The organism is Mycobacterium sp., assembly GCF_032159565.1.
Lineage (GTDB): Bacteria > Actinomycetota > Actinomycetes > Mycobacteriales > Mycobacteriaceae > Mycobacterium.
This window is the reverse complement of sequence record NZ_JAVHWR010000200.1, coordinates 1-24,552: the sequence shown is the minus strand read 5'-3', so window position 1 is coordinate 24,552 and position 24,552 is coordinate 1. Positions and strand designations below refer to the sequence as shown.

The window sequence follows — 24,552 nt, the reverse complement described above, 5'->3', positions numbered from 1 at the left end:
TGCGATTCAGCAATGGAGTCCTCGCGCGCGAACGATCCCTCCGGGTTCGAACCAGAAGTCATCACACTGGAGAGATTACATACCTTTTGAATTATCTGCGGCAGGCTTGGTGACTTAGAGTATTAATCGGTGGGACTCACGATGACGGAGCAGGTCGACAGGCGAGCGGACGCGACGCGTCTGCAAATCCTGCTTGCGGCGTCGCAGGAGTTCGCGCGGAAGTCCTACAGTCAGGTGAGCCTGGACGACATCCTGGCGCAGGCCCAGGTCACCAAGGGTGCGATGTACTTCCACTTCCGCTCCAAGCACGAGCTGGCGCTGGCGATCATCGATCGACACAACGCAATGGGCTGCCAATCACTGAACGAAGTGCTCGCCCGCAAGCTATCCGGGCTCGAGACACTCGTCGACATGTCGTGCGTGATCGCCACCCGCGACATCGGCGATGCCGTCGGCAGGGCCGGCCTGAACCTGCTCGAGTCGATCGGGCGGGCCGATGGAGTGCAGGCTCGGGTGGTCGACGAGTGGACGGCGGCGTTCGCCGAAGTGGTACGTCGCGCCGTCGCCGAGGGCGACGTCCTCGCCGACCGCGAACCAGAAGACGTCGGCCGGCTGGTGGTCTCGGCGTTCCTTGGATTGCGCCAGACCACCGACATCGACGATCCGCAGCGTTACTTCGGCGACCTCGTGAAGATCTGGTCGTTCACCCTGCCCGGCTTCGCGAACCCGGAGCGGATCGGCTATTTCAACCAGTTCATCAAGCGCCGGACCGCACTCGCCGCAGCGAGGGCGACGCCGCTCAACCCTCGATGAAATAGGCTCGGTCGATGGTCCGCCAGGCACGGTCCGAGGCCACCAGGAAGAAGATCGTCAACGCCGCGGTGGACCTCTTCGCCGAAGTGGGTTACCAGGCAACCGGACTCGGCGACATCATCGAACGCGCGGAGTTGACGAAGGGCGCGCTGTACTACCACTTTGATTCCAAGGAAGCACTGGCCACCGCGATCATCGAGGAGGGCGTCAGCACCGCGCTCATCGCGTTCCGCAACATCGGTGAGCCGTCCGCGCCCGCACTGGAGAACATGATCCACGGCGTCTTCTTCGTCGCCGAAATGATCCGCACCGACAAGATGGTTCGAACCGGCGCCCAACTGTTGCGGGCGTTCGGCCCGTTCAACGATGCGACCGTGCTGACTCATCGGCACCTGTTGGCGGACATGGTGAATCAGGCCGGGCAGGCGATTGCCGAAGGCGATCTTCGCGACGATCTGGACCCGCAGGCAGTCGGCGAGGTGATCGTCGGCGCGATGCTCGGCGCCGAGTTGATGTCGAACGTCGGCTCAGGGGGGTCCGATCTGATGGATCGCATCGCGCGAACGTGGTCGCTGGTGCTTCCCGCCCTCGCCACCGAGGGCTCGCTCCCGTACTTCCGTGAGTTCCTTGCCAGGGAATCGATGCGCCATCGTCCCGCCTAGGGTTCGTCCGACCACAGCTGCTCGGTCAGGTCCTGGAAGGCCGCCAGCGCCACCGGATCGTCGCCCCGCACCAAGGCCGACCTGCTCATCCGTGCCCGCCTGATCGAACCGTCCTGGTGCACCAGCTCGACGATGAGGTCGGCGTGCTGGCGCACCACGTTCACCGCGGATTCGTCGGCGGGCATGGCGTGAAAGATCTGGCTGAACTTCAGCACCAGTACCTGCTCGGCCGTGTAACCCAGCATTTCGGCGAAGGCCGAGTTGGCGAAAAGGATGGCGCCGTCCTCCCCGGTGGCCAGCACTGGCACCGGAAACCGCTCGAGCACAACCAATGCGGGCAGCTCCCGCAGCACGTCCATCGGCTGCTGCTTCGATCTGTTATCCCGACGCCGCTCCACCGTGCCGATTATGCCTGCGCATCGCGCGCGCAGCTCACCAATCCGGCGGCGCCGCTCCCCTGCCGAAACCCCAGGTGGCCTGACCAAGTCGTGGCTTGTGCCCGGCTGCGCCCGAGCGACGTCGGAAGTCGAGTGCCAGCTGGGGTCGCGGGTCGGCGCCTTCGAACATGCGCAGACACGGTGCCCTGAACTGGCATGCGAGACAATGCGGACCGGGGCTGGGATAGATGACCGGCGCGGCGGTCATCTCGATGGCTTCAGTCGCGATGAGGCTGCCGGCAGCGGCGATCTCGTCGCGGCTGCGCCGGATCCGTGTGTGGCGCACCATTCCCGCCGTCAGCTGCTCGATGCGATCGGCTGCCGCTCGCGATTCGCGGGCCGCCCTCCGAACGTGCTGCGGTATCGACCGACCGCCGCCGCTGGCTTCGTGTTGTGCCACCGGCTCGGCTTTGCCCATCGCCGCCGATTCGTCGACGCGAGGGACTTGCGGTCCGCCCAGACGAACCTCGTTGTGCACGGTGCCTGCGATCTCCATGCCGATGTAGTCCTGCTCCCACGCCCAGCAGGCCGCGGTGGCCTCCTCGTCGAGCACCATCTCCTCGACGGACCGCCACTCGTCGACGATCTGGTGCCGCACCACCCAGTACTCGTCGGTGGCGTCCACCGCCAGCAGGTCGACGCGGCAGGCGTAGCTGACTGCCGCACCATCCGAGGTCAGCAACCCGTTGTCCGGATCGGACGGGTCTCGTAGCAGGGCCGTCACGTCGTGCTGGATCTTGACCGGAGCGAAGTCGTCAACGGTCACCGCCCAGGCGTCATAGCGGTCGATCATCGACGTTGCTCGATCGAGTTCGTGCGCGCAGCCCGCGTCCTCCAAGGACCGCCGCATCGCCTTGTGGACCAGCGACTGCTTCAACTCGTGTTGCCAGTCCCAGGTGCCCGGGTAGTAGTAAACAGCCAGTGCGTCCCTGATCGCCGTTACCAGAGCGAATGATTCAGACACTTGCACGGGTTCGAGACCGCGGCGACGCGGTGACGCGAAGTCCCACTGCCGCCTGCACCGTTTGAACTGTGCGCGGTCATCTGGGCTGATCTGATAATCCACAGCTATCCCTTGCGCACCCGACAGTAGTCCCGGTCGGCAGGGTCTCGAAACCCTCCGATTATCTTCAGCTGAGTAACTGGCTTTGCAATGTGTCTACGAGCAGAGGGGCCCCCCATGGACCTGCAGTGGTCGGAGGCCGACATTGCCTTCCGCGACGAGGTACGCAGCTTTCTCGACGAGAAGCTGACACCCGAGTTGCGCACCGCGGGCCGGCTGATGACCAGCGTGTACGCCGACCACGATGCGAGCATGGAGTGGCAACGGATTCTGCACGAACGAGGTTGGGCCGCGCCCGCGTGGCCCGTCGAACACGGCGGCTGCCACTGGAGCCTGACCCAGCATTACATCTTCAGCAGGGAATCCATCCTGGCGGGCGCTCCTTCGTTATCCCCCATGGGAATTCGCATGGTGGCGCACGCGATCATCGCCTTCGGCACCAACGCGCAGAAGGACTACTTCCTGCCTGCAATCCTGACCGGCGAGGTGTTCTTCTGTCAGGGTTACTCCGAACCCGAAGCGGGGTCGGACCTGGCATCGCTTTCGATGTCCGCAACGGACGACGGGGATGGTCTGGTCTGCACCGGAAGCAAGATCTGGACGACGCACGCCCGCGAGGCCAACTGGATGTTCGGCTTGGTGCGCACCTCGCGAGTCGAGAAGAAGCAACAGGGCATCACCTTCGTCTTGATCGATATGACCTCACCGGGCATTCAGATTCGCCCGCTGGTGATGACCTCGGGTGAGGAGGTGCAGAACCAGGTCTTCTTCGACGAGGTTCGGGTCCCCAAGGCCAACGTCGTCGGCAAGATCGACGACGGCTGGACGGTGGCGAAGTACCTACTCGAATTCGAGCGCGGCGGCGGCGCGTCCTCGCCGGCACTGCAGGTCATGGCCGGGGAGATCGCGACGGTGGCCGCCGAGATGCCCGGCCCGGAGGGGGGCCGCCTCATCGACGACCACGCGTTCGCGCGCAAGCTCGCCGACGCGCGGATACGCACGGAGGTGCTCGAGATCCTCGAGTACCGGGTGCTCGCGGCGGTGTCCGAGGGCAAGAATCCGGGCACGGCGTCGTCGATGCTCAAGGTGGTGGCCACCGAGCTCAGCCAAACGCTGACCGAAATAGCCATGGAGGCCGCCGGACCACGCGGGCGTGCCTACCAACCGCATGCCACCCGGCCCGGCGGGCCTGTCACCGAATTCGAGCCGCCACCGGACGGCTACGTCAGCGGCGAGCCGTGGCAGGCGGTCGCACCGCTGCGCTACTTCAACGATCGGGCCGGTTCGATCTATGCCGGCAGCAACGAGATTCAGCGGAACATCCTTGCCAAGGCGGAATTGGGGCTGTAGATGGACTTCAACCTGACCAAGGAGCAGGAACTGCTCCGTGACGGTTTGACGAAATTTCTTTCCACCCGTTACGCCCTCGAGAAGAGCCGTGCGGCGGCCAAGACCGGCGCCGGATGGCAGCCTGAGATATGGCGGGCGTTCGCCGACGAACTTGGAATCCTGGGTGCCACTTCGCCGGAGGATGTCGGCGGAAGCGGCGGAGGCCCAGTCGAACTCATGGTGATCACGGAGGCGCTAGGTCATGCTCTGGTAATCGAGCCCTACGTCGACACGGTGGTCGTCGCGGGCGGACTTCTGCACCGCGCCGGTGGCGAGCAGGCCACGTCGCTGCTGGAGAAGATCGTGGCGGGCACCGCGATCGTCGCGCTGGCCGCCGGTGAGTCCGAATCCGGCGACCGCTGGCTGGACGTCACGACCACCGCGCAACGCGAAGGTGATGATTGGATCCTCAACGGCGCCAAGACCGTTGCGACGACCGCGCCGCTGGCCACCCATCTGCTGATCACCGCGAAGACCCCTGAAGGTGTCTCGCTGTTCGCCGTCGACGTGGAGTCCGCGGGTTCCGGTCTATCGCTCACCGGATACCGGACCGTCGACGACCGGCGCGCCGCGGATCTGGTGCTCGACGGTCTGCGCGTGCCCGCCGGCGCGTTGCTTGGCGAAGCCGGACAGGCGTGGCCGTCGATAGAGCAGGCGCGCGACGAAGGTGCAGCCGCCATCTGTTCGGAGGCCGTGGGATGCATGCGAAAGGTGCTGGCGGACACGGTCGAATACTGCAAACAGCGCAGGCAGTTCGGTGTGCCGATCGGTAATTTCCAGGTGCTGGCGCATCGCATGGTCGATATGCACATCGAGCTGGAGCAGGCCGTCGCCGCCGTTCTCCTCGCCGTACTGCACCTCGAAGACGAGCCGGTTGTTCGCGCGCGGTCGGTGTCGGCAGCGAAGGCGACGGTCGGCAGAGCGGCCCGGTTCATCGGCCAGCAGGCCGTCCAACTGCACGGCGGGATGGGCATGACCGAGGAACTGGCGATCGGCCACTACTTCAAGCGGCTGACGGCGATGCAGTACGAATTCGGCACCACCGACCACCACATCGGACGGTATGCGGAGCTGTCGCGGGTGACGCCTCTCGTAGTGTGATCGACGTGACCTCGCGCGGATGGCTGTTGTTCGTCGCGATGAGCATCATCTGGGGCATCCCATATTTGATGATCAAGGTCGCCGTGGAAGGCGTCTCGGTCCCCGTGCTGGTATTCGCGAGGACTGCCGTCGGTGCGGCCGTGCTCCTCCCGCTTGTGTTGAAGACGGGAATTCCCGCGATGATCCGCGAACACTGGAAGGCCCTGCTGGGCTTCTCCTTCTTCGAGATCATCGCCGCGTGGTTCCTGATCTCCGACGCCGAACGCCATCTGACCAGTTCGATGACGGGCCTGCTGATCGCCGCCGCGCCGATCATCGCAGCGATCCTCGACCGCTTCACCCGCGGTGAGCAACACCTCGGGTTCAGGCGGGTGCTGGGCCTCGGCATCGGACTCGCCGGGGTGGCCGTGCTCGCCGGGCCGCATCTCGTGGGCGGCAGTGCCTGGCCGATCATCGAGGTGCTGATGGTGGCCACCTGCTACGCGATCGCCCCGTTGATCGCCGCCCGGCATCTTCGCGATGTGCCCGCGCTTCCGATGACCGCAACGTGCCTCGGGTTCGGCGCCCTGGTGTACGCCGCTCCCGCCGCGGCCACATGGCCGACCGAGATGCCGTCCCTTCGAGTGCTGTCGGCACTGGCCGGGCTGGCGATCATCTGCACGGCTCTCGCCTTCATCGTGTTCTTCGCGCTCATCCGCGAAGTCGGAGCCGCACGCGCACTCGTCTTCACCTACGTGAACCCCGCGGTCGCGCTGCTGGCCGGCGTGATCGTCCTGAACGAGCCGCTCACCGCGTGGAATGTGGCAGCGCTGTTGCTGATCCTTGTCGGCTGCGTACTGGCGACACACCGGCCCGGCGAGGCGGTGCCAGACCCGCAGCGTGATGAGCATGTCGCCAGGTGACCGCCACCACCAGGGCAAATACCGGTGGAAAGGCCCGGTTGCCATTAGCTTGGTTATGTGAAGACAACCGGACCCGTCGATGCGCGTCAGCTGGACGGCAGCGCGCCCGTCGACGCAGAGATCCGACGGGCGATGCTGCGCCACATGCTGATGGCCCGCGGCATCGACGACGAAGCGGGGCGGCTGGAGAACCAGGGCGCGCTCGACCTGTGGCTATCGTGCCGCGGTCAGGAAGCGGCACAGGTCGGGTCTGCGATGGCGATCGGTGCTGAAGCGGTGATCTTTCCCAGCTATCGGGAGCACGCGGTCGCGGTGGTGCGCGGCATCGATGCTGTCTCGTTGGCCGCGCAGTGGGCAGGTCGCACGTTCTGCGGCTGGAATCCGCGCAGGCACAGGTTCTTTCCCTACACCCTGGTGTTGGCGGCACAGGCACTGCACGCCGTCGGGTACGCCATCGGTCGGCGCCTGCAGAACATGGCGGAATCCGTGGTCGTCTATGTCGGCGACGGAGCCACCAGCGAAGGCGACATGTCCGAGGCGTTGAACCTGGCCGCAGTCGAGTCCGCTGCGGTGCTGTTCATCTGCCAGAACAACGGCTGGGCGATCTCCAAACCGAGCCATGAGCAGATGCTGACCTCGATTGCCCATCGCGCCAACGGATTCGGCATTCGATCGTGGTCCATCTCGGCCGACGATCCCGAGCGCACCTACCTGAGCTGCCTCGAGGCGATGCACCACGTCGAGTCGTCCCGGTCGCCGGGCCTGATCGAGCTGCGGACCACCCGCATCGGCGGGCACACCACCACCGACCCGCACGCCAGCTACCGGGAAGCCGAAGAGCTCGCCGCGGCGGAGGCGAGCGATCCGGTTGAGCGCTACCGCAAAACCCTCCTCACTTCCGGCGTCGTCGACGAGGAATGGCTGGGCACCGTCGAAGCCGATATCGACAAGACTCGTCGGGCACTGCTGGAAGCCTTCGTCCCATGACCGGTACGACGACATCACTTAGCTTGGCCGACTCGCTCAACGGCGCCCTGCATGAACTGATGGAGACCGACGAGTCGGTCGTGCTACTCGGTCAGGACATCGGCCGCCTCGGTGGCGTGTTCCGGGTGACGAAGGGCCTTCAGGAACGCTTCGGAGCGGATCGTGTCCGCGACGCGATCCTGGCGGAATCCTCCATCGTGGGACAGGCCATCGGCATGTCGCTGACGGGGCTCAAACCCGTCTGCGAGATCCAGTTCGAGGGTTTCATCTATCCCGCCATGAACCAGATCGTCACCCAGGCCGCGAGGATGACGACACGCTGGAACGACGACATCACGCTCAACCTGGTAATCCGGGTACCCGTCGGCGGGGGCATCCGCGCCGTCGAGCATCACAGCGAGTCGAACGAAGCGTACTTCGCGCACACACCAGGTCTGTATGTCGCCTTTCCGTCCTGCCCGACCGACGCTGCCGCGATGCTGAAGTACTCGAGTTCGGTGGGTTCACCGGTCATCTTCTTCGAGCCGAAGCGCCTGTACTGGAAGAGAAGTCGGCAACCGCGCGAGCTTTCCGAGCCTGCGTCGCCATTGAGCGCACACATCGTGCGACGCGGTTCCGATATCACCGTCGCAGGATTCGGCGCGGTGCTCGAGGAAGTGCTTGCGGCCGCCGAAAGGGTCGTTCCCGGGATCGATGTCGAGGTCGTGGATCTGCGCTGGATCGCCCCGATGGACATCGACACCGTGCTCGAGTCGGTCGCCCGCACCGGTCGCCTGCTGGTGGTACACGAGGCGGTCGGGTTTGGTGGCGTCGGCGCCGAGGTCGTCGCGACGGTAGCCGAACACGGCACTTCGCACTTGAAGTCGCCGATGCGGCGGTTGGCCCCGCCACGGCGGCTCTACCCACCCGCCGATTACGAAAAGCATTACCTGATCGGCGTATCCGACATCGTCGGCGCGATCGAGGAGATGTGCGTGTGAGCGATACCGTGGCCATCTTGGTACCCGAGTTCGGTCACGGACTGAGCGAGGCACTCGTCGTCGAGTGGCTCGTGTCGATCGGCGATACCGTCGAACGCGGCGATGTGATCGCCGTGCTGGAGACCGACAAGAGCAGTGTCGATCTGCTGGCCGAGAAGGCCGGCACAATAGTGGAGATCGTCGTCGCCGCGCGTTCGATCACCACCTCAGGTGCTGTCTTGTACAAGCTCGACGAGCGACGATGAAAGGCGAAATACAATGCCGCCCATAGACGAGCGCATGAACTCGGTCATGCTGTCGATCATCCGGCGCCGAACCCCGTCTGCGGAGGTCGGCGACTTCGACAAGCCGATCTACGACCTGGACATGGATTCCCTCGACGTCGTCGACCTCAGCCAGGCGCTCGAGAAGGAGTTCGGCGTCGAAGCCGACCTGGAACGCGTCGCCGACTGCGAGACCCCCTCGGATATCGGCTCCTACTTCCGAGAATTGATCGGCTCGCCATGAGCACCGGCATCGTCGACATCGAAACGGCGACTCCCGGAGAGCACATCGACAACAGCTACTTCGACTCGATCGGTCTTACCGACGAATGGATACGGCGACGCACGGGAGTCGCCGCGCGCTGGTGGATGGACCCCGACGAGCCGCTCGAGGATGTCGCTTCGCGGGTCTGCGCGCCCTTGGTCGCGCGCCACAGCGAGCGCGTGCACATCGCTGCACTGGTCGTCGCCAGCTGCTCCACTGGTGGGAAGGTGCCCGCGATCGCGCAGCGGGTCGCGACACAATCGGGACTACCGACCAATGTGCTGGCATTCGATGTGAACGCGGCCTGCAGCGGCTTCGTCTACGGCGTGATCTCCGGGCTGTCGCTCTGTCCCTCAGACGGCGCGGTCATCGTGTGCGCCGTAGAGGCGATGTCCCGACTGATCGACAAAAGCGACCGCAACACCGGCTGTCTGTTCGGCGACGGGGCAGGCGCGGTGCTCGTCGAATCGCGGCCGTCATTCAGGCGGCCGGAGTGGCACGCCGGCTGCGACGGAGAGCGGGTCGACCTGATGCGCGGCGAAATCGGCGGCGGCATCCAGCTCGACGGTATGCAGGTCTACGACCGCGCGGTGCGGACGATGTCCGACACCGTCAATCGACTACACGGCAACGGCATCAAATCCGACATCGTCATCGGTCATCAGGCCAACTCCCGAATCCTGCAGAGGGTCCGCGAAGAGGTCGACGCCGGTGACGCCGAGTTCGTGGACAGCGTCGAACAATTCGGCAATACGTCGGCGGCATCGATACCGCTGGCTCTGGGCAGCTGTGTGGCCGAGAAGTCTGCTCCGCAGACGGGCAGGATGACGCTGGTGGCGTACGGCGCCGGTGAGGCGTGGGGCGGCGTGGCCGTCGACTACGACCTCGCCGACGCCATGGCGCGGCATGGGTCGTGAGCAGAGTCGTCCTGATCACCGGGGCCTCTCGTGGCGTAGGGGCGCAGATCGCGACGCAGCTCGCGGATTCGGCCCACCACGTCGTCGTCAACTACCGGGAGAAGGCGAAGCGTGCGGATGCCGTCGTCGATACGGTTCGGGCTGCGGGCGGCAATGCCAGTGCTGTCCGCGCCGATGTCACCGAGGAGCAGGCGGTGGCGACGATGCTCGAAGACATCGACGATCGGTTCGGCAACCTGGACGTATTGGTGCTCAACGCATCCGGCGGATTGGAGCCCGGCGCTGATCCCGGCTATCCGATGCGGCTCAACCGCGATGCCCAGGTGCGACTGGCTCAGCTGGCGCTTTCGCTGATGCGCGCCGGCGGTCGGATCGTGTTCGTCACCAGCCATCTGGCCCACTTTTACGGCCGCAAACCGGTTCCCGACGAATACCTCCCGATCGCCACAAGCAAGCAGGCCGGCGAGAAAGCGTTGCGCGACATGCTTCCGACGTTCGAGGCGGCCGGGCTGACGTTGGTCGTGGTGTCCGGCGACATGATCGAAGGCAGCACCATGGTGCGTCTGTTCGAACGGCGTGATCTTGAGGCGGTGCAGGCGCGGCGCCGTGCGGGCGACGGACTGCCGACCGCCGCGGAGTTCGCCGATGCGATCGTTCGCGCCACGCATGAGCCGCATCGCAATGGCGACACGGTGTACGTGGGCGGGCCGGATTACTTGTCCTGACCCCCGAGATCGGCGATAGGAGGAGTCGTGTCTTCGAGTCATCCGATGCGGCGCATCGAGATGCTGCTGTTCGACGGGCTCGACGAACTCGACGTCGTCGCGCCGTTCGAGATCCTGGTGTCAGCAGGTTATCGAGTCGACCTCGTCACCGTGGAACCCTGCCGTCGCGTCGACGCTGCGCACGGGATGACACTGACACCCACCGGCGTCCTGGGCCAACCGGACCTGCTCGTTGTCCCGGGCGGCGGCTGGGTGTCGAAAGCGCCCAAGAGCGCATGGAGCGAGGTGCGTCGTGGCGTCATTCCCACGGCGATCGCCGAGCGGCACGCGGCGGGTGCGCGCATCGCGGGTGTCTGCACCGGGGCGATGTTGATCGCTGCCGGCGGAATACTGCGCGGCAGACCGGCGGTCACCCACCGATCGGCACTCGACGACCTCCGCGGATTCGATGTGGACGTACACCCCGAAGCGCGTGTCGTCGACGCCGGCGATGTGCTCACCAGCGGAGGTGTCACGTCGGGCATCGATTTGGCGCTACACCTCATCGAGCTCGATCGCGGCCGGGAAGCTGCGCTGAAAGAGGCAGCCCGGATTGAACACGATTACCGTGGGCCGGTTCTGACCTGAGCCGAACTCGTGAACGGGTACTGCTATGCGTACCGGCCGCATGCACGCGCCGCAGAGAATGGAGGACCGAATGGAGACCTGGGACGCGATTCGCGCTCGACGCAACGTCAGAACGTACCGCCAGGAACCGCTCAGTGATGACGACCTGCGTCGCATCGTCGAAGCAGGCTGGCGGTCACCGTCGGCGAAGAACCGGCAGCCGTGGGATTTCGTGATCGTGACGGATCCGGCACAGCTGCGCGAACTGTCGACGGTGTGGCAGGGCGCTCGCCACATCGCGTCGGCGCCTGCGGCCATCGCTCTGGTCGCTCCCGAACCGCCCGACGAGCGACGCAAGGTCATCGACCAGTACGACCTCGGCCAGGCCACGATGGCCATGATGCTGGCCGCAACCGATCTCGGCATCGGCACCGGCCATTCGTCCGTCGGCGACCAGGAAAAAGCCCGCGCGATCCTCGGCGTCCCCGACGACCACTTCGTCGCCTACCTGATCGGCTTGGGTCAACCCGCGGATCGCCCGCTCACCCCGATCAACAAGCCCGATCGCCGGCCGTTCGAGGAGGTCGTCCACCGCGGGAAGTGGTGATCCTCGCGCCGCTCGCCGCACGCTTGTCTGACGATTTGCGACGCGTCACGATATGGCGATGACGCCTACCGACCGTGTCCTCGTACTCGGGTCCGGATTCGCTGGGCTCTGGGCCGCGCTCGGTGCAGCACGGCGGCTCGACGAGCTCGGCGCCGCGCCGGGCGCTGTCGATGTCACGGTCATCAGTAGCCAGCCGTATCACGACATCCGGGTCCGCAACTACGAGTCCGATCTGAGCCCCTGCCGAATACCCTTGCCGCAGCTGCTCGAGCCGGCCGGAATCGGCCACATCACCGCCACGGTGACCGACATCGACGCTGCGGCCGCGACCGTGGGTACGGCAGACGGTGTGATTCACGGCTACGACCGCCTCGTGCTCGCTGTGGGCAGCAGGGTGGCCAAACCGGACCTGCCCGGACTGGCCGAGTTCAGCTACGACGTCGACACCTACGACGGTGCGATGAAGCTGCAGGCGCACATCGGCGACCTGGCCGGCGGGGAGGCAGATTCCGCAGCCGCGACAGCGGTCGTCGTGGGCGCCGGTCTCACCGGAATCGAAACCGCCAGCGAGCTGCCCGCGATGTTGTCGGCCGCGCTCGGACCCGGCATCACACCGCGGGTCATCCTCGTCGACCACAACCCGCTCGTCGGATCGGACATGGGTGACTCTGCCCGGCCCGTCATCGAGAAAGCGTTGGCCGCGAACGCGGTCGACACGATGACCGGAGTCGGCGTCGCCGCCGTCGATGAAAAAAGCGTGACGTTGTCGTCCGGTCACGTCATCCCCGCCAGGACGGTGGTGTGGTGCGCGGGAATGCGGGCCAACCCGTTGACCGCGCAATTCGGCCTGCCGCGTGACCGGTTGGGTCGGCTACCGGTCGACGACTATCTACGGGTCGAGGGCGTCGACAGTGTGTTCGCGGCGGGCGACGTGGCGGTGGCGAGGATGGACGACGACCACCTGTCGGTCATGTCGTGTCAGCACGGCAGGCCGATGGGCCGCTATGCCGGCTACAACGTGGTCAGCGACCTGATGGGTGCTCCCATGCTGTCGCTTCGCATCCCCTGGTACGTCACCGTTCTGGATCTCGGCCCTGCCGGTGCGGTGTACACCGAGGGCTGGGACCGCAAGGTCGTCAGCCGCGGCGAAGAGGCCAAGGCCACCAAGCGGCTGATCAACGGCGAACGCATCTATCCTCCGCTCATCGGCGGCCGCGCCGGGCTTCTCGCCGCGGCCGCGCCGAACCTACAGGCGCCGCCTGCTTACGGGCGATGAGCGCGACATGACGACACCGTTCCCGGTTGTGCTCGATCATGTCGGGTTGATCTCGTCCAGGCTCTTTCCCGTGGTTCGCGGCCCAATCGGAATAAGCACGGCGACCGCCGCCACCAGCGCGACGAGGACGACGCCGAACATCGCGGTGGCTCCGACGAAAGACCTTGTGCTGCAGGCGCTTCGTGCATCGCGCCAACCGATGTCGTCGGCCGAGGTGTCCACGGAGATCGGCGTTTCGCGGGCCACCGCACAGCGATATCTGTCCACGTTGGCCAATTCCGGCGAGGTCAAGATTCAGCTCCGCTACGGCACAACCGGACGGCCCGAGCAGGAATTCGTCGCCGCCGACAAACCGCCCGCCCGGCCCGCCCGGGCTTGAGCTCGCAGGGTCAGCCATCCGATGATCTTTGTGACCAATCCCTGCCCACAACCGACATAAACAGGCGAAAAGGAACTTTTGCGCATTGTGCTCAGGACACGAGGCGCAAGCCTGACCCGCCAGAAAACGAAGTCTTAGCGGCAATCCGCGACCGATGACGTCAGAAACGGTGTAAATGTTGACGCCTAGGTAAACACTTGGGGAGGGTGCGGACCAATGACACATTATTCAGGTGACGCGACCGCCGAGGGTCCGCAACGGCGGGTGGAGGTCGACGCCGCGGTACGGGTCTATCCCGGCACGTCGCGTGAGATGCATGGATTGGTCGTCGAGGACTTCGGCGACATTTCCGGTGAAGCCGTCGACATCGGCGAGCACCATATCGTCGACGCCGCTCGACGATGGGCGGTCCGAGTGGCCGATGGCACCTTGGTCTTCGTCGACGACGCCGACATTGCGTCGAGCGATTGATCGATACTCGCTACGTCCGGTCGGTCGGCCGACCGATGAGTATCCGGTAAGCCCGATTGAGCCTGTCACGCAATTGCTGTGGCGTCTCGATGTCGACTTCGGGGTCGAATCGACCCTGTTTGTCGAGCACGTCCAGGTAGGTCGCGGCCAGAACGGCCGACCACAGCTTCAACCCCTGCTGCACCAGGCGATCCGACATCGATGTGGCGAAGTGATCGGCCAGCACATCGGAAAGCATGTCGGTGCGTTGCGCGGAGACCTTCTTCTGCAGATCGGGTGACGATGCGACGGCCTTGCCCATGTGCCGCATGTCTTCGAGCGTGATCGGACCCGTCCCGTCGATCACGTCGTTGAGTACCGATGCGTGTGCTTTCAGGAGCGCCTCGACCACCGGCGTTTGCGGGTCAATCCCGGTCAGGACTCTGACGACGTCGGCGAGCATGTCTCGGGCGACGTTCAACACGACGGCGTCTTTGGTGCCGATCGTGGCGACGATCTCCTCGGAGGGAATGCCGGTTGCTTCGGCGATCTGCTCCATCGAGGTGGCATCGAACCCGTGCTTCGCCAACACGGTCAGCGCTGTTCCCACAACTTTCCCCCGAGCGTGGTCGTGCACGCTGGGAAACCTAGCACTACTGGCAATGCGTCATTTGAGGATCCTGATATGCATCCGTGCCAATGATTCGCTCGGTTAGCGGCGCGCTCACGGTGTATTCAGAGGCCGTCAAGGATCCACACATTCACAGGTGCATTCCAACGTCCGCATAGCCTGCACCTCATTTGCGATGTCCAAATGGATGACATGATCCCGACACTCGAGGCGCCCAAGGCCGTCGACGCCACGCCAGGACCTCCCGCCGGTTCCCGACGCGGACTCGGTAGGCGGACCCGTGAGCGCATAGCATTCGGGGCCCTGCTGATCGCGACGTCGATCGCCTACCTGTGGAACATCACCGTCAACGGCATGGGCAACCAGTTCTACGCGGGCGCCGCGCAGGCCGGCTCGAAGAACTGGGAGGCACTGCTGTTCGGGTCGGTGGATCCGCACAACTTCATCACGGTGGACAAGCCACCGGTGTCGCAGTGGGTGATGGGATTGTCCGGTCAACTCTTCGGCTTCAGCAGCGCCAGCATGCTGATACCCCAGGCGTTGATGGCAGTCGCTACCGTGGCGCTGCTCTACGACGCGATTCGCCGCATCGCCGGCCACTGGGCCGGCCTGCTCGCCGGCGCGCTGTTCGCGCTGATGCCCGTCGTGGCGTTGATGTTCAGGTACAACAACCCCGACGCCGTGATGGTCCTTCTCATGGTGGCCGCTGCCTACTGCACGGTGCGCGCACTGCAACGCGCCAACGCGCAGTGGCTCGTATTGGCAGGCACGGCAGTCGGTTTCGCTTTCCTGGCCAAGATGCTGGAAGGGCTGATGGTGGCACCGGCGATCGGGCTGGCGTATCTCGTCGTCGCGCCGACGTCACTGCGTCGGCGGCTGGTGCACGTGGGCGCGGCCGCGCTGGCGTGCCTGGCGGCCGCGGGTTGGTTCGTGGCTCTGACGCTGCTGTGGCCGGCGTCGTCGCGGCCCTACCTTGCGGGCTCGACGGACAACAACTTCATGAATCTGGTGCTCGGCTACAACGGGCTGGCCCGGATTCTCGGTCGCGACCACGGCACGCCGTTCGCGTTCGGCCCGTCGATCGGCGCCGCGCTGGGCGCCGGAGTCCTTCCGGAGCGCCGCGGCGGATTCGGCGGTTTCGGCGGAGCGGACCCGGGGATCACGCGGCTGTTCACCGGAGAGTTCGGCTTCGAGATCGGCTGGTTGCTGCCTGCCGCTTTGCTCGCCCTGGTGTTCGTGGTGGTCGCGCGCCGACGCGCCAAGCGCACCGACCTCGTACGAGGCGGTGCGATCCTGTTCGGCGGCTGGTTGTTGATCGACGGCCTGGTGCTCAGCTACATGAAGGGAATGGCACACCCGTACTACTGCCTGTCGGTGGCACCGGCGGTGGCGGCTCTCATCGCGCTCGGCGGGAGTGAGATGTGGCGGCTGCGCCAACTGGTGTACGGCCGAATCGCCTTGGCCACAACGGTGCTCGGGACAGGCATATGGAGTTGGTGGCTCCTCGGACAGAACGCGGACTGGATGCCCGCGCTGCGGTGGGTGATTCTTGCCCTCACGATCGTGGTTACTGTCGCATTGGTGGTGGGACTGAGTTCACCGAGCCGACGGCGATTCGCTGCAGCAGCGCTCACGTTGAGCGTGATCGTCGCCGCAGCGGGGTCAGCCTCCTACGCATTCGCGACGCTCGGCGTCTCCCATAAGGGCGGAGGGGCGCGGGTCGGCCCCGCCGAGGCGGACGGACCCGGCCATGGCGGTTGGGACGACGGCGCCGACAACACACGGCTTGACGCACTGTTGGAGGCGACCGATACGCAATGGTCGGCGGCGGTCAACGGATCGTCGGCGGCAGCCGGTCTCGAACTGGCCACCAACACCGCGGTGATGGCGATCGGCGGATTCTCGGGATCCGACCCTGTCCCCTCTCTTTCTCAGTTCCAGACCGATGTCAGTGATCACAGGATCGGCTACTACATCGCACCCGACACCTCACACGGTCCCGGCCGCGGTCGCCAGCACACCGACATCACGCGTTGGGTCGCGGCGAACTTCGCGGCGGTCAAAGCCGGGCCTGCCACCGTCTACGACCTCGGGGCGCCGCTCGCAAGGTAAGAACAGGAACGCGTGGCGCTCAATGGGGCGACTGCTGCGCCTGGTCGCGTTCTTGCAGCAGTCGGTCCTTGCTACGAAGTAGGCGCAACAGGGTGACCAAGACGAGTCCGCCGGCTATGTTGCCCGCGAGCGTGTATCCGAACCAGGCGAGCCAGTCGAAGTACCCGAACGGCGCCTTCCCGGATGTCAGAGCGCCAAAGATCAACAGCGAGTCAAGGATTGAGTGGAACATCTGCAGACCGGCCAGCAGAAAGGCGCCGGCGATCGCGGCCGCGATCTTGCCCGGCACTGAGTCGGTGCCGTGCTGCATCCGGGTCATCAACGTGATAACCATTCCGCCGAGGACGGCCAGCGACAACGATTCTGCCGACAGGGGCGCCTCGATGAAGTGTCGCGCCGATTCGATGGTCTGTGTCCGCAACTTCGGGAACGCGGTCATCACCAGCCACATGATCACCCAGCCACCGGCCAGGTTGGCCACCAGTGTGCCGCTCCACAGTTTGACCAACTGCGCCACACTGGCACGTTTGGCGGCCACCGTGGTCACCGGCACCAGAAACCCCTCCGTGAACAACTCGCTGCGGCCTAGCAGAAGTGCTAGAAAGCCGACGGAGAACGCCAGCCCGGCCACCAGGGGGTCATGCGTCGCGACGAGCACTGACAGGTACGCCAGCACGCCCATCGCGACCTCTGTGCCACCGAAGAAACCTGTGGTCAGCACCTCGCGCCAGGGCCGGTGGAGGCGTTGCGTGCCCTCGGCGATCATCCGGTTGAACGCGTCCTCGAGCTCGTCTTCGATCGGACTGTCGGAATCTCCGAGCTCGCGTTGGGTGGTTCCGCTCACGAAAAAGTCCTCGCCTCGACCATGGTTGAAGCCACTGTGTACCCGGGCGGCGAAAGCCCCAAGCGGACCGTCAGCTGCCGCAACAGGCTCGCAACGTCGGTCTACGCCGGGCCGTACAGGTTTCCCTGCCGGACGTCTTCGCGGCACTTGACGCGGCTCTGCTGGGTCTGCGCGACACAAACACGAACCTGGTCCTCGATTCCGGCCGGATACACCAGGTCGTTGGGGCCGGGTGCATCGCTCGGGGTGGGGACCCGACCCGAATAGATCGACCACATGATGTCGCCGGTGGTCGGCAGACGCGCGCAGTACGCGGTCTGCCCGACCGAGGTAATTCCTTCAGCGCCGAGGGTGGCGCAGTCCGCTCCGATCAAGACGACCGGGATGACGGCCGACGTCGGTGGTGCCGGCTGCGGTTGAGCCGGGGGGTTGGAGCGGTGTCGATCGCTGAGTAGCAGGCCGACCACCGCGGCCACGCCGACCAGCGCCGCGAGAGCGACGGCCACACTCACCGGACGAAAAGCGCGCTTTCGACTCGTCGTCACCGGTGCGCGTCGCGCTCTGGCCGCCGGCATGGTGGCATCGCCTGAGACGACTTCGGGCGAGACGCCGTCGAGGCTCTCCTTCAGCGCATCGGCGAATGCCATGCAGCAGGGGTAACGGTCCTCCGGTTTCTTGGCCAGGGCGCGGGAGAACACCGGACCTAGACCGGACAGTTCGGGAACGCGGTCGGCGATGGCCGGCGGCGGCGCGGTCAGATGCTGGCTGATGACGACGGCCGGGTTGGTGTGTTGGAAGGGCTGCTGTCCGGTGAGCAGATGAAAGGCCGTCGCCGCGAGCGCATATTGGTCGGCCCTGCCGTCCAAGGCATCGCCAAGGAGTTGTTCGGGCGCGGCATAAGCGACCGTTCCCACGGTCATGTCGGTCGCCGTAAGGCCACCCGAGTCGTCGACCCACCGCGCGATCCCGAAGTCGGCGAGCAAGATCCTCTGCCGCCCGGATTCGGCGGCGGACAGCAGGATATTGGACGGCTTGACGTCGCGATGCAGAAGCTGGCGCTGATGCGCGTAATCCAGCGCATCGGCGACCGCGGACACCAGGCGTACCACGTCGCCGGGCGGCATTCCGCCGCCGCGGTAGTCCTGCAGGAGCCGGGCTGCGTCAGTGCCCTCTACGTAATCCATCGTGAGCCACAGCTGGCCGTCGGTTTCGCCGCGGTCGTGCACGCTGACGATGTCCGGATGCCAGAGGTGCGCGACGATATCGGCTTCCCGGTTGAACCGTTGCCGGTATTCGCTGTCGCTGGTGAGCTCCGCGGGCAGCAATTTGAGAGCATCCCGACGCGGCAGCCGCGGATGATCGACGAGATACACCTCGCCCATGCCGCCGGATCCGAGGATGCGCACGACGGTGTAGCCGGCGAATACGTCGCCGACCGCTAGCGGCATTGCCCCCCCTGATCAGACCTGCGCCACATCTCGCGGTTATCGCCTGTTTGCCGAATATCGAAACCTCCCAGTGGGAGCACGACCTTATCGCGCGAACGTGGAACAGGCGCACACGAGCGCCCGTGTCAAGCTTGACGAAGGATCGGTTTCCTGGCTAACCCACTAAGAATCTAAAATCTGCGGCGCCGACTCCCCCGTGCAGGGATCATGCCGTGGCCATTGCCCCGTTCTCGAGTTCACGTATCGCGGTGCGCAGTCCGCGGCGTCTTCCAGTGGCCGGATCGACGCCGAAGCTCTCCCGCATCCCGTCGCGGACCCTGAATTTCAGCTCGGAGTTCGTCTCGGGGGCGTCGTCGGAAGTCGCCTTGAGCAGCTTGTTGGGCAGGGCGAGTTTCGCAATGGTCCAGAACGACTGCATGTACTGGCGGCCCAGCGACCCTGTCGTGTAGGGCAGGTCGTACTTGTCGCACAGCGCCCGCACCCGCTCGCTGATTTCGGCGTAGCGGTTGCTCGGCAGATCAGGGAACAGGTGGTGTTCGATCTGGTAGCAGAGGTTGCCGCTCATGAACGCCATCAGTGGACCGGCGTGAAAGTTGGCCGACCCCAGCATTTGTCGTAGGTACCACTCGGCTTGGGTCTCGTCGTCGAACTCCTGTTTGGTGAACTTCTCTGCGCCGTCGGGAAAGTGCCCGCAGAAGATCACCATGTACGACCAGTAGTTGCGGATCAGGTTCGCGACCGCGTTGGCGCCAAGGGTGTGCTTCCAGGCCCGCCCTGTCAATGCGGGAAAGACGACGTAGTCCTTACCGACCTGCTTGCCGACCTTCTTGCCGATGATCTTCAGATCCTTGAGCACCTCGCCCTTCGACTTGTCGCCCTTACGGAACTTCGTCGTCTCCAGACCGTGGGCGGCGACACCCCACTCGAAGAGAGTTCCGAGCGTGAGGTTGATGACAGGGTTGAAGACCATCCACTTCTCCCACCGCTGATCGCGGGTGAGACGCATGATGCCGTAACCGATGTCGTCATCGAGCCCGACGACGTTGGTGTACTTGTGGTGGATGAAGTTGTGCGACTTCTTCCAATGCTCGCTCGGCGAGGTGGTGTCCCATTCCCATTCGGTGGAGTGGATCTCGGGGTCGTTCATCCAGTCCCACTGCCCGTGAATGATGTTGTGCCCGAGCTCCATGTTCTCGATGATCTTGGCGGTGCCCAGCATCGCCGTCCCCACGCCCCACGCCACCTTGTTGCGGCTCGCGAACAGGACGGCGCGCCCGCCGGCCGCGAGGGCGCGCTGCAGCTGAATCGCGCGGCGGATGTAGCGGGCGTCGCGCTCACCGCGTGACTCCTCGATGTCAGTCCTGATCGCGTCCAGCTCCCGCGCAAGTGCTTCGACGTCCTCGGGTGTGAGGTGTGTGTATTGCTTGATATCGGTGATGGCCATGGTGTCCCCCTTAGATCTTCAGCGTGCAGTCGCCGGAGGCGGTGGACACGCAGGTGTTGATGCGGTCCCCCGCTCCGTGTTCGTCTCCGGATCGGAAGTCCCGGACGTAGCCGTCTTCCAGCGGGAGGACGCACGTCTGGCAGATGCCCATTCGGCAGCCGAACGGCATTTGGATCCCGACCCTCTCACCGGCTTCCAGAATCGACGTGGCGCCGTCGATCTCGATGGTCTTGTCCGAGATCGCGAAGGTGACCGTGCCGCCCTCACCACCCTTGTCGGTGCGGGCGATGGCGAATCGTTCCATATGCAGGTCGTCGGAAAGCCCGGCGGCGTCCCACACTTTCTCGACCGTGTCCAGCATGGGCGTGGGACCGCACGCCCAAGTCGGCCGGTCTCGCCAATCCGGCACGATGTCGTCGAGCAGATCAAAGTCGAGCTTGCCGTCCTGCTGCGTGAGCTGGAGGTGCAGTCGATAGCCGGGCTGGTCGCTTTCCAGCTTCCGCAGTTCGTCGTGGAAGATGACGGCCTCGGCCGACGGCGCGGAGTGCAGGTGCACGATGTCCGGGCTCTGTTCGCGCGCAGTCATCGAGCGCAACATCGCCATCAGCGGGGTGATGCCGCTGCCTGCGCTGACGAACAGGATTTTCGACGGCGGCGGGTCGGGCAGCGCGAAGTCTCCCTTGGGGGCCGCAAGCCGAACAATCGTTCCCGGCTTTACGCCGTTGACCAGGTGAGTGGACAGAAAACCCTCGGGCGTTGCCTTCACGGTGATCGTGATCAACTTTTTATCCCGCACCGGCACAGAGGTCAAAGAATACGAGCGCCAGTGCCACCGGCCGTCGACCCGCAACCCGATGCCGACGTACTGACCGGGCTGGTAGTCGGCCGAAAATCCCCAGCCCGGTTTGATCGTCACGGTGGCGGAGTCGGCCGTCTCGGTGCGTACGTCCACGATTTCGCCGCGAAGCTCACGCGCCGTCCACAGCGGGTTGAGTAGTTTGAGGTAGTCGTCAGGCAGCAGCGGCGTCGTGGCTCGCGCCGCGAGACCGCGCAGGACGTTCACCTTCGGGGTGACCGCAGTCTCTATGTTCCTCGCCGGCTTGATGCTCCAACGCGCCACGTTGCGAAGCGTCGGAGTCATTGGTGCCCCTCCCGCCAGGGCCGTGTCGTCGTCATGGCCGTTTGATACCCGCCGGTAACAAATCTCACACCTCGGGTGTTGGTGTGTCGCCGACCACGAGTAATGCCCGACGACAACGCTTCCGATAGACGCTCTGCGCGCCGGCGCTGCGGCTACCGGTGCGGCGGCCCCAGGTATGGAAAGTCGGTGAGCGTGTCGGTGTGCGGGCTCAGCCCCGACGGCGGACACTCACCCTTGGTCAAGAAGGCCAGCCGATAGTCGATCACGTCGTCGGTGAAGACCCGCCCGTTCGGATACGTCGCGGGTATCGACGGGTCGAAGGTCAGCATGTCGGGCAGGGTGCCTTCATCGTCGATCGCCTCGATGGCTTCTTCGCGCGAGTACCCGCCGGTATGTCCCAGCTGATGGATGAACATCTCGATCCACCGCTCCCGGTCGCGCACGGGCTCACTGGCGTTGTATTCCTCCTTGGTGTCGTCGGTGTTGAAGAAGCTGCTGACCGACGGATGCCCGGCACGGTCGACGTGGACCAGGTCGCCGTCGCGGCGAAGGCTGCATCGACCCCAGATCCTGATGTCGGGGTCAGCGCCCAAGAAGCCGGTGGGCATCTCGATGACCGTGGAGAAGACATTGGCTTCGGCGTTCGAATCCACGCCCGTCCAGGGTGATTCGCCCGGCAGCGTGAGCTCGGTGAAATTGCGCTTGCCGGAGGTGTCGAAGAGTTCCTTGACTCCGTCGAAGTCGAAGAAGAACGCGTCACTGCGGGCGCCTGCGAAGAACGAGAAGTCGCCGGACGTGGCGATATGGGGCTCGTCGCCGACGAATGAGACCGGAATCGCCGAGAAGATCTGCTCACCGACCGCTTCGGGCGACTCTGCATCGTCGCCGGTCGCCAGGTACACGTCGACTGTCTGCTTGCCGTCGACGGGTTCGGAGAAGACATAGCTGAAAGCGATGTCGTTCCTCAGGTCCCCGTCGTTGTCGACCGCGACACGGTAAATCGCACCGGGGTGGAGGGCTTCGGCGAGCGGGTTGGCGTTGAGGATGATGACCGTCCGCGACGGGTCTGACGGCGACACGAAGGCATAGAGGTCGCACAGGTCCAGTCGCTGGTCGCCAAGCGGCGGCCCGAGGCTCAGGCCGGTGAAATGGTTGGACATAGGGGATGCCCCTTTCGATCGGTTGTCGGAACGGCAAAGCGGGCTTCGTCACCGTTCGCGTCGGATTCTTCCCGAAACGGAATTCCCGTAGGAGAAGTTCGGGGCAATGTCAAGCGGCCAATGCATCATTTATGCGGCTTGGCTAATCAGAGCGGCGAGGCGTTGGGCGGGTGTGTCGAGGTCCAGTGTGGGTCGGGGGCCTTCCCGAGTCGCTACCTGATCGGCAGGCCGGTGATCGCTCTGCCCATGACGAGTCGCTGGATCTCACTGGTTCCTTCGAAGATGGTGAAGATCTTTGCGTCCCTGTGCATGCGTTCGACCGGGTAGTCACGCGTATAACCGTTGCCGCCGAGGATTTGGATGGCCTCATCGGTCACGTAGACGGCGGTTTCGCTCGCTACGAGTTTGGCCATCGAGCCCTCGGCGTTGGTGAACGGCTGGTTGTTACGCGCCATCCAACCCGCCCGCCACACCAGCAACCTGGCGGCATCGACACGAGACTTCATGTCGGCGAGTTTGAACGCAATCGCCTGGAAGTCAGCGATCTTTCGCCCGAACTGTTCTCGCTGCTGCGCGTACTCGAGTGAGTATTCGTAGGCCGCGCGGGCAACGCCCAGCGCCATCGCCCCCACCGAAGGCCGAGTCCGTTCGAACGTCTTCATCGCCGCATGCGCGGCGGCACTTCGCCCTTCGCGATTGCGAGCGATCCGCTCGTCGAATCTGTCTTTGCCGCCGACAATCAGCCGACTCGGGATGCGAACGTCTTCCAGGATCACCTCGGCGGTGTGCGACGCCCGAATCCCGTGCTTTTTGAACTTTTGTCCTTGTTTGAAGCCCGGTGTGTTCGGCGGGATGATGAATGTGGCTTGCCCGCGGCTGCCCAGTTCGGGATGAACGGACGCAACAACGATGTGCACGTTGGCGATCCCGCCATTCGTAGCCCACGTTTTGACACCGTTGAGCACCCACTCGTCGTTGGCTTCGTCGTATCGGGCACGGGTAAGAATGGCGCCCACGTCTGAGCCCGCCCCAGGTTCCGACGAGCAGAACGACGCAAGAAGCGGGTCCTCCGGCGTGCCGAACATCTGCGGCAGCCATTCGCCGAGCTGTTCGGGTGTGCCGGTAGCGGCAAGCGACGCGGCTGCCAGCCCGGTGCCCAGGATGGACAATGCGATGCCTGCATCGCCCCAGAACATCTCCTCGAAGACGACCAACATTCCGAGACCGGTTGGTTCGGCCGCTTGGGTTGCGAATAAGTCCACCGAGTAGAGGCCCACTTTGGCCGCCTCCTGGATGATCGGCCAAGGGGTTTCCTCGCGTTCATCCCACTCCGCTGCCGCCGGACGCAGTACGGATTCCGCGAACTCGTGAACCCAGTCCCTGACCTGAATTACATCCTCGGAAAGCTCGAGAGAAAACGACACAGCCGCTCATCCTTCTTATGCATGCGCACGGGAGTAGTACCACTTCGGTGAACAACCGTACACTGATACTTACCAGGGAGTAAGTTCAGCCACTATGGAGTAGGTCACTCGTGGCCGTCCACGGGCAAGTCGGAGGCGCCGCCCTCTCCTCGACGATCGAAGCGCGCCGTTTCCAGCTTCGCCCGGCACAATGCCTGAGGGGTATTTGTTGTGGCGGCCGGTACCGTCTCGTACTGTCAACCTGATTGATATGGGGCCGACCCCGTAGAAATATTGCCGTCTGCAGGTCGCCGCTCGTCGAAAGGGTCACGGATGCCGCGGCTTTCGCTCGGAAGCCGATTGAGCCGACGCTGGATGCTTCTGGTGGCGGTGTTCGTCGTCGCAATCGCGGGATTCGCCGTGTACCGCCTCAACGGCATCTTCGGCTCGCATGACGTCACGTCCACCCCCAGCGGCGCCGCCAACGACATCGTGCCGTTCAACCCCAAGCACGTCGTCCTGGAGGTCTTCGGCCCGCCGGGCACGG

The 24,552-nt window shown here is 64.9% G+C and carries 26 protein-coding genes and 1 pseudogene; 18 read left to right on the top strand and 9 right to left on the bottom strand.

Annotated features, from left to right (window positions below; genetic code table 11):
- Nucleotides 1-141 precede the first annotated feature (141 nt).
- Both QOC76_RS27300 and QOC76_RS27295 read left to right on the top strand, forming a co-directional pair.
- Nucleotides 142-813 (top strand): TetR family transcriptional regulator, encoded by a 672-nt coding sequence (locus tag QOC76_RS27300; protein ID WP_526362455.1) that lies wholly within the window; start codon nucleotides 142-144, stop codon nucleotides 811-813.
- Nucleotides 814-827: 14 nt separating this feature from the next.
- Nucleotides 828-1,475 carry a ScbR family autoregulator-binding transcription factor gene (locus tag QOC76_RS27295; protein WP_526362393.1) on the top strand — a complete coding sequence of 216 codons (648 nt, stop codon included), beginning with the start codon at nucleotides 828-830 and terminating at the stop codon, nucleotides 1,473-1,475.
- Here the strand turns inward: QOC76_RS27295 and QOC76_RS27290 are convergent.
- On the bottom strand, nucleotides 1,472-1,834 hold the full coding sequence (locus QOC76_RS27290) for a PAS domain S-box protein (RefSeq protein ID WP_526362391.1): 363 nt from the start codon (nucleotides 1,832-1,834) through the stop codon (nucleotides 1,472-1,474). The genes QOC76_RS27295 and QOC76_RS27290 overlap by 4 nt on opposite strands.
- A gap of 73 nt (nucleotides 1,835-1,907) precedes the next feature.
- Nucleotides 1,908-2,876, bottom strand: coding sequence for a hypothetical protein (locus tag QOC76_RS27285; RefSeq protein ID WP_526362389.1), 969 nt, complete (start codon nucleotides 2,874-2,876; stop codon nucleotides 1,908-1,910).
- Between the two features lie 216 nt (nucleotides 2,877-3,092).
- Here QOC76_RS27285 and QOC76_RS27280 point away from each other — a divergent pair, with 216 nt between their 5' ends.
- The 14 genes and pseudogenes from QOC76_RS27280 to QOC76_RS27215 all read left to right on the top strand — a co-directional run bounded on the left by QOC76_RS27280 (nucleotide 3,093) and on the right by QOC76_RS27215 (nucleotide 13,843).
- On the top strand, nucleotides 3,093-4,325 hold the full coding sequence (locus QOC76_RS27280) for an acyl-CoA dehydrogenase family protein (RefSeq protein ID WP_526362387.1): 1,233 nt from the start codon (nucleotides 3,093-3,095) through the stop codon (nucleotides 4,323-4,325).
- The gene (locus tag QOC76_RS27275; protein WP_526362385.1) at nucleotides 4,326-5,465 is read left to right on the top strand and encodes an acyl-CoA dehydrogenase family protein; all 1,140 of its coding nucleotides are present in this window, start codon (nucleotides 4,326-4,328) and stop codon (nucleotides 5,463-5,465) included.
- A gap of 5 nt (nucleotides 5,466-5,470) precedes the next feature.
- Nucleotides 5,471-6,367, top strand: coding sequence for an EamA family transporter (locus tag QOC76_RS27270; protein ID WP_526362383.1), 897 nt, complete (start codon nucleotides 5,471-5,473; stop codon nucleotides 6,365-6,367).
- Between the two features lie 57 nt (nucleotides 6,368-6,424).
- Nucleotides 6,425-7,354 (top strand): thiamine pyrophosphate-dependent dehydrogenase E1 component subunit alpha, encoded by a 930-nt coding sequence (locus tag QOC76_RS27265; RefSeq protein ID WP_526362381.1) that lies wholly within the window; start codon nucleotides 6,425-6,427, stop codon nucleotides 7,352-7,354.
- Nucleotides 7,351-8,334, top strand: a complete 984-nt coding sequence (locus QOC76_RS27260) for an alpha-ketoacid dehydrogenase subunit beta (RefSeq protein WP_526362379.1) — start codon at nucleotides 7,351-7,353, stop codon at nucleotides 8,332-8,334. The genes QOC76_RS27265 and QOC76_RS27260 overlap by 4 nt, the downstream gene beginning before the upstream one ends.
- Complete coding sequence (locus QOC76_RS27255; RefSeq protein WP_526362377.1) at nucleotides 8,331-8,579, top strand: biotin/lipoyl-containing protein; 249 nt, start codon at nucleotides 8,331-8,333, stop codon at nucleotides 8,577-8,579. Before QOC76_RS27260 ends, QOC76_RS27255 begins: the two co-directional genes overlap by 4 nt.
- A 13-nt stretch (nucleotides 8,580-8,592) precedes the next feature.
- The gene (locus QOC76_RS27250) at nucleotides 8,593-8,841 is read left to right on the top strand and encodes an acyl carrier protein (RefSeq protein WP_526362375.1); all 249 of its coding nucleotides are present in this window, start codon (nucleotides 8,593-8,595) and stop codon (nucleotides 8,839-8,841) included.
- On the top strand, nucleotides 8,838-9,779 hold the full coding sequence (locus tag QOC76_RS27245; RefSeq protein WP_526362373.1) for a 3-oxoacyl-[acyl-carrier-protein] synthase III C-terminal domain-containing protein: 942 nt from the start codon (nucleotides 8,838-8,840) through the stop codon (nucleotides 9,777-9,779). Before QOC76_RS27250 ends, QOC76_RS27245 begins: the two co-directional genes overlap by 4 nt.
- Nucleotides 9,776-10,504, top strand: coding sequence for an SDR family oxidoreductase (locus QOC76_RS27240; protein WP_526362371.1), 729 nt, complete (start codon nucleotides 9,776-9,778; stop codon nucleotides 10,502-10,504). Before QOC76_RS27245 ends, QOC76_RS27240 begins: the two co-directional genes overlap by 4 nt.
- Nucleotides 10,505-10,531: 27 nt before the next feature.
- Complete coding sequence (locus QOC76_RS27235) at nucleotides 10,532-11,131, top strand: DJ-1/PfpI family protein (RefSeq protein WP_526362369.1); 600 nt, start codon at nucleotides 10,532-10,534, stop codon at nucleotides 11,129-11,131.
- 70 nt (nucleotides 11,132-11,201) lie between these two features.
- Entirely contained in the window at nucleotides 11,202-11,717 is a 516-nt protein-coding gene (locus tag QOC76_RS27230) for a nitroreductase family protein (RefSeq protein WP_526362367.1), read from the top strand.
- A 58-nt stretch (nucleotides 11,718-11,775) separates the two neighbouring features.
- Nucleotides 11,776-12,993: an NAD(P)/FAD-dependent oxidoreductase gene (locus tag QOC76_RS27225; RefSeq protein WP_526362365.1), complete on the top strand. Its 1,218-nt coding sequence runs from the start codon at nucleotides 11,776-11,778 to the stop codon at nucleotides 12,991-12,993.
- A gap of 142 nt (nucleotides 12,994-13,135) precedes the next feature.
- Nucleotides 13,136-13,372: pseudogene (locus QOC76_RS27220) on the top strand (helix-turn-helix domain-containing protein); the annotation flags it as partial.
- Nucleotides 13,373-13,588: 216 nt separating this feature from the next.
- Entirely contained in the window at nucleotides 13,589-13,843 is a 255-nt protein-coding gene (locus QOC76_RS27215; protein WP_526362363.1) for a hypothetical protein, read from the top strand.
- Nucleotides 13,844-13,853: 10 nt separating this feature from the next.
- On the opposite strand, the gene QOC76_RS27210 is transcribed toward QOC76_RS27215, so the two are convergent.
- Nucleotides 13,854-14,432, bottom strand: a complete 579-nt coding sequence (locus tag QOC76_RS27210) for a TetR/AcrR family transcriptional regulator (protein WP_526362361.1) — start codon at nucleotides 14,430-14,432, stop codon at nucleotides 13,854-13,856.
- 204 nt (nucleotides 14,433-14,636) lie between these two features.
- Here QOC76_RS27210 and QOC76_RS27205 point away from each other — a divergent pair, with 204 nt between their 5' ends.
- Nucleotides 14,637-16,565, top strand: coding sequence for a glycosyltransferase family 39 protein (locus QOC76_RS27205; RefSeq protein ID WP_526362359.1), 1,929 nt, complete (start codon nucleotides 14,637-14,639; stop codon nucleotides 16,563-16,565).
- Nucleotides 16,566-16,584: 19 nt separating this feature from the next.
- Here the strand turns inward: QOC76_RS27205 and QOC76_RS27200 are convergent, their stop codons facing one another.
- The 6 genes from QOC76_RS27200 to QOC76_RS27175 all read right to left on the bottom strand — a co-directional run bounded on the left by QOC76_RS27200 (nucleotide 16,585) and on the right by QOC76_RS27175 (nucleotide 24,026).
- Complete coding sequence (locus QOC76_RS27200) at nucleotides 16,585-17,409, bottom strand: formate/nitrite transporter family protein (RefSeq protein ID WP_526362357.1); 825 nt, start codon at nucleotides 17,407-17,409, stop codon at nucleotides 16,585-16,587.
- Between the two features lie 101 nt (nucleotides 17,410-17,510).
- Nucleotides 17,511-18,857, bottom strand: coding sequence for a serine/threonine-protein kinase (locus tag QOC76_RS27195; RefSeq protein WP_526362355.1), 1,347 nt, complete (start codon nucleotides 18,855-18,857; stop codon nucleotides 17,511-17,513).
- 205 nt (nucleotides 18,858-19,062) lie between these two features.
- Nucleotides 19,063-20,301 (bottom strand): fatty acid desaturase family protein, encoded by a 1,239-nt coding sequence (locus QOC76_RS27190; RefSeq protein WP_526362353.1) that lies wholly within the window; start codon nucleotides 20,299-20,301, stop codon nucleotides 19,063-19,065.
- Nucleotides 20,302-20,311: 10 nt separating this feature from the next.
- Nucleotides 20,312-21,442: a ferredoxin reductase gene (locus tag QOC76_RS27185; protein WP_526362351.1), complete on the bottom strand. Its 1,131-nt coding sequence runs from the start codon at nucleotides 21,440-21,442 to the stop codon at nucleotides 20,312-20,314.
- 152 nt (nucleotides 21,443-21,594) lie between these two features.
- Nucleotides 21,595-22,602, bottom strand: coding sequence for a DUF4331 family protein (locus QOC76_RS27180; RefSeq protein ID WP_526362349.1), 1,008 nt, complete (start codon nucleotides 22,600-22,602; stop codon nucleotides 21,595-21,597).
- A gap of 212 nt (nucleotides 22,603-22,814) precedes the next feature.
- Complete coding sequence (locus QOC76_RS27175; RefSeq protein ID WP_526362347.1) at nucleotides 22,815-24,026, bottom strand: acyl-CoA dehydrogenase family protein; 1,212 nt, start codon at nucleotides 24,024-24,026, stop codon at nucleotides 22,815-22,817.
- A gap of 312 nt (nucleotides 24,027-24,338) precedes the next feature.
- On the opposite strand from QOC76_RS27175, the gene QOC76_RS27170 reads away from it, so the two are divergent.
- Nucleotides 24,339-24,552, top strand: a 214-nt coding sequence (locus QOC76_RS27170) for an MmpS family transport accessory protein (RefSeq protein ID WP_526362345.1), incomplete at its 3' end; no start/stop codon positions are given.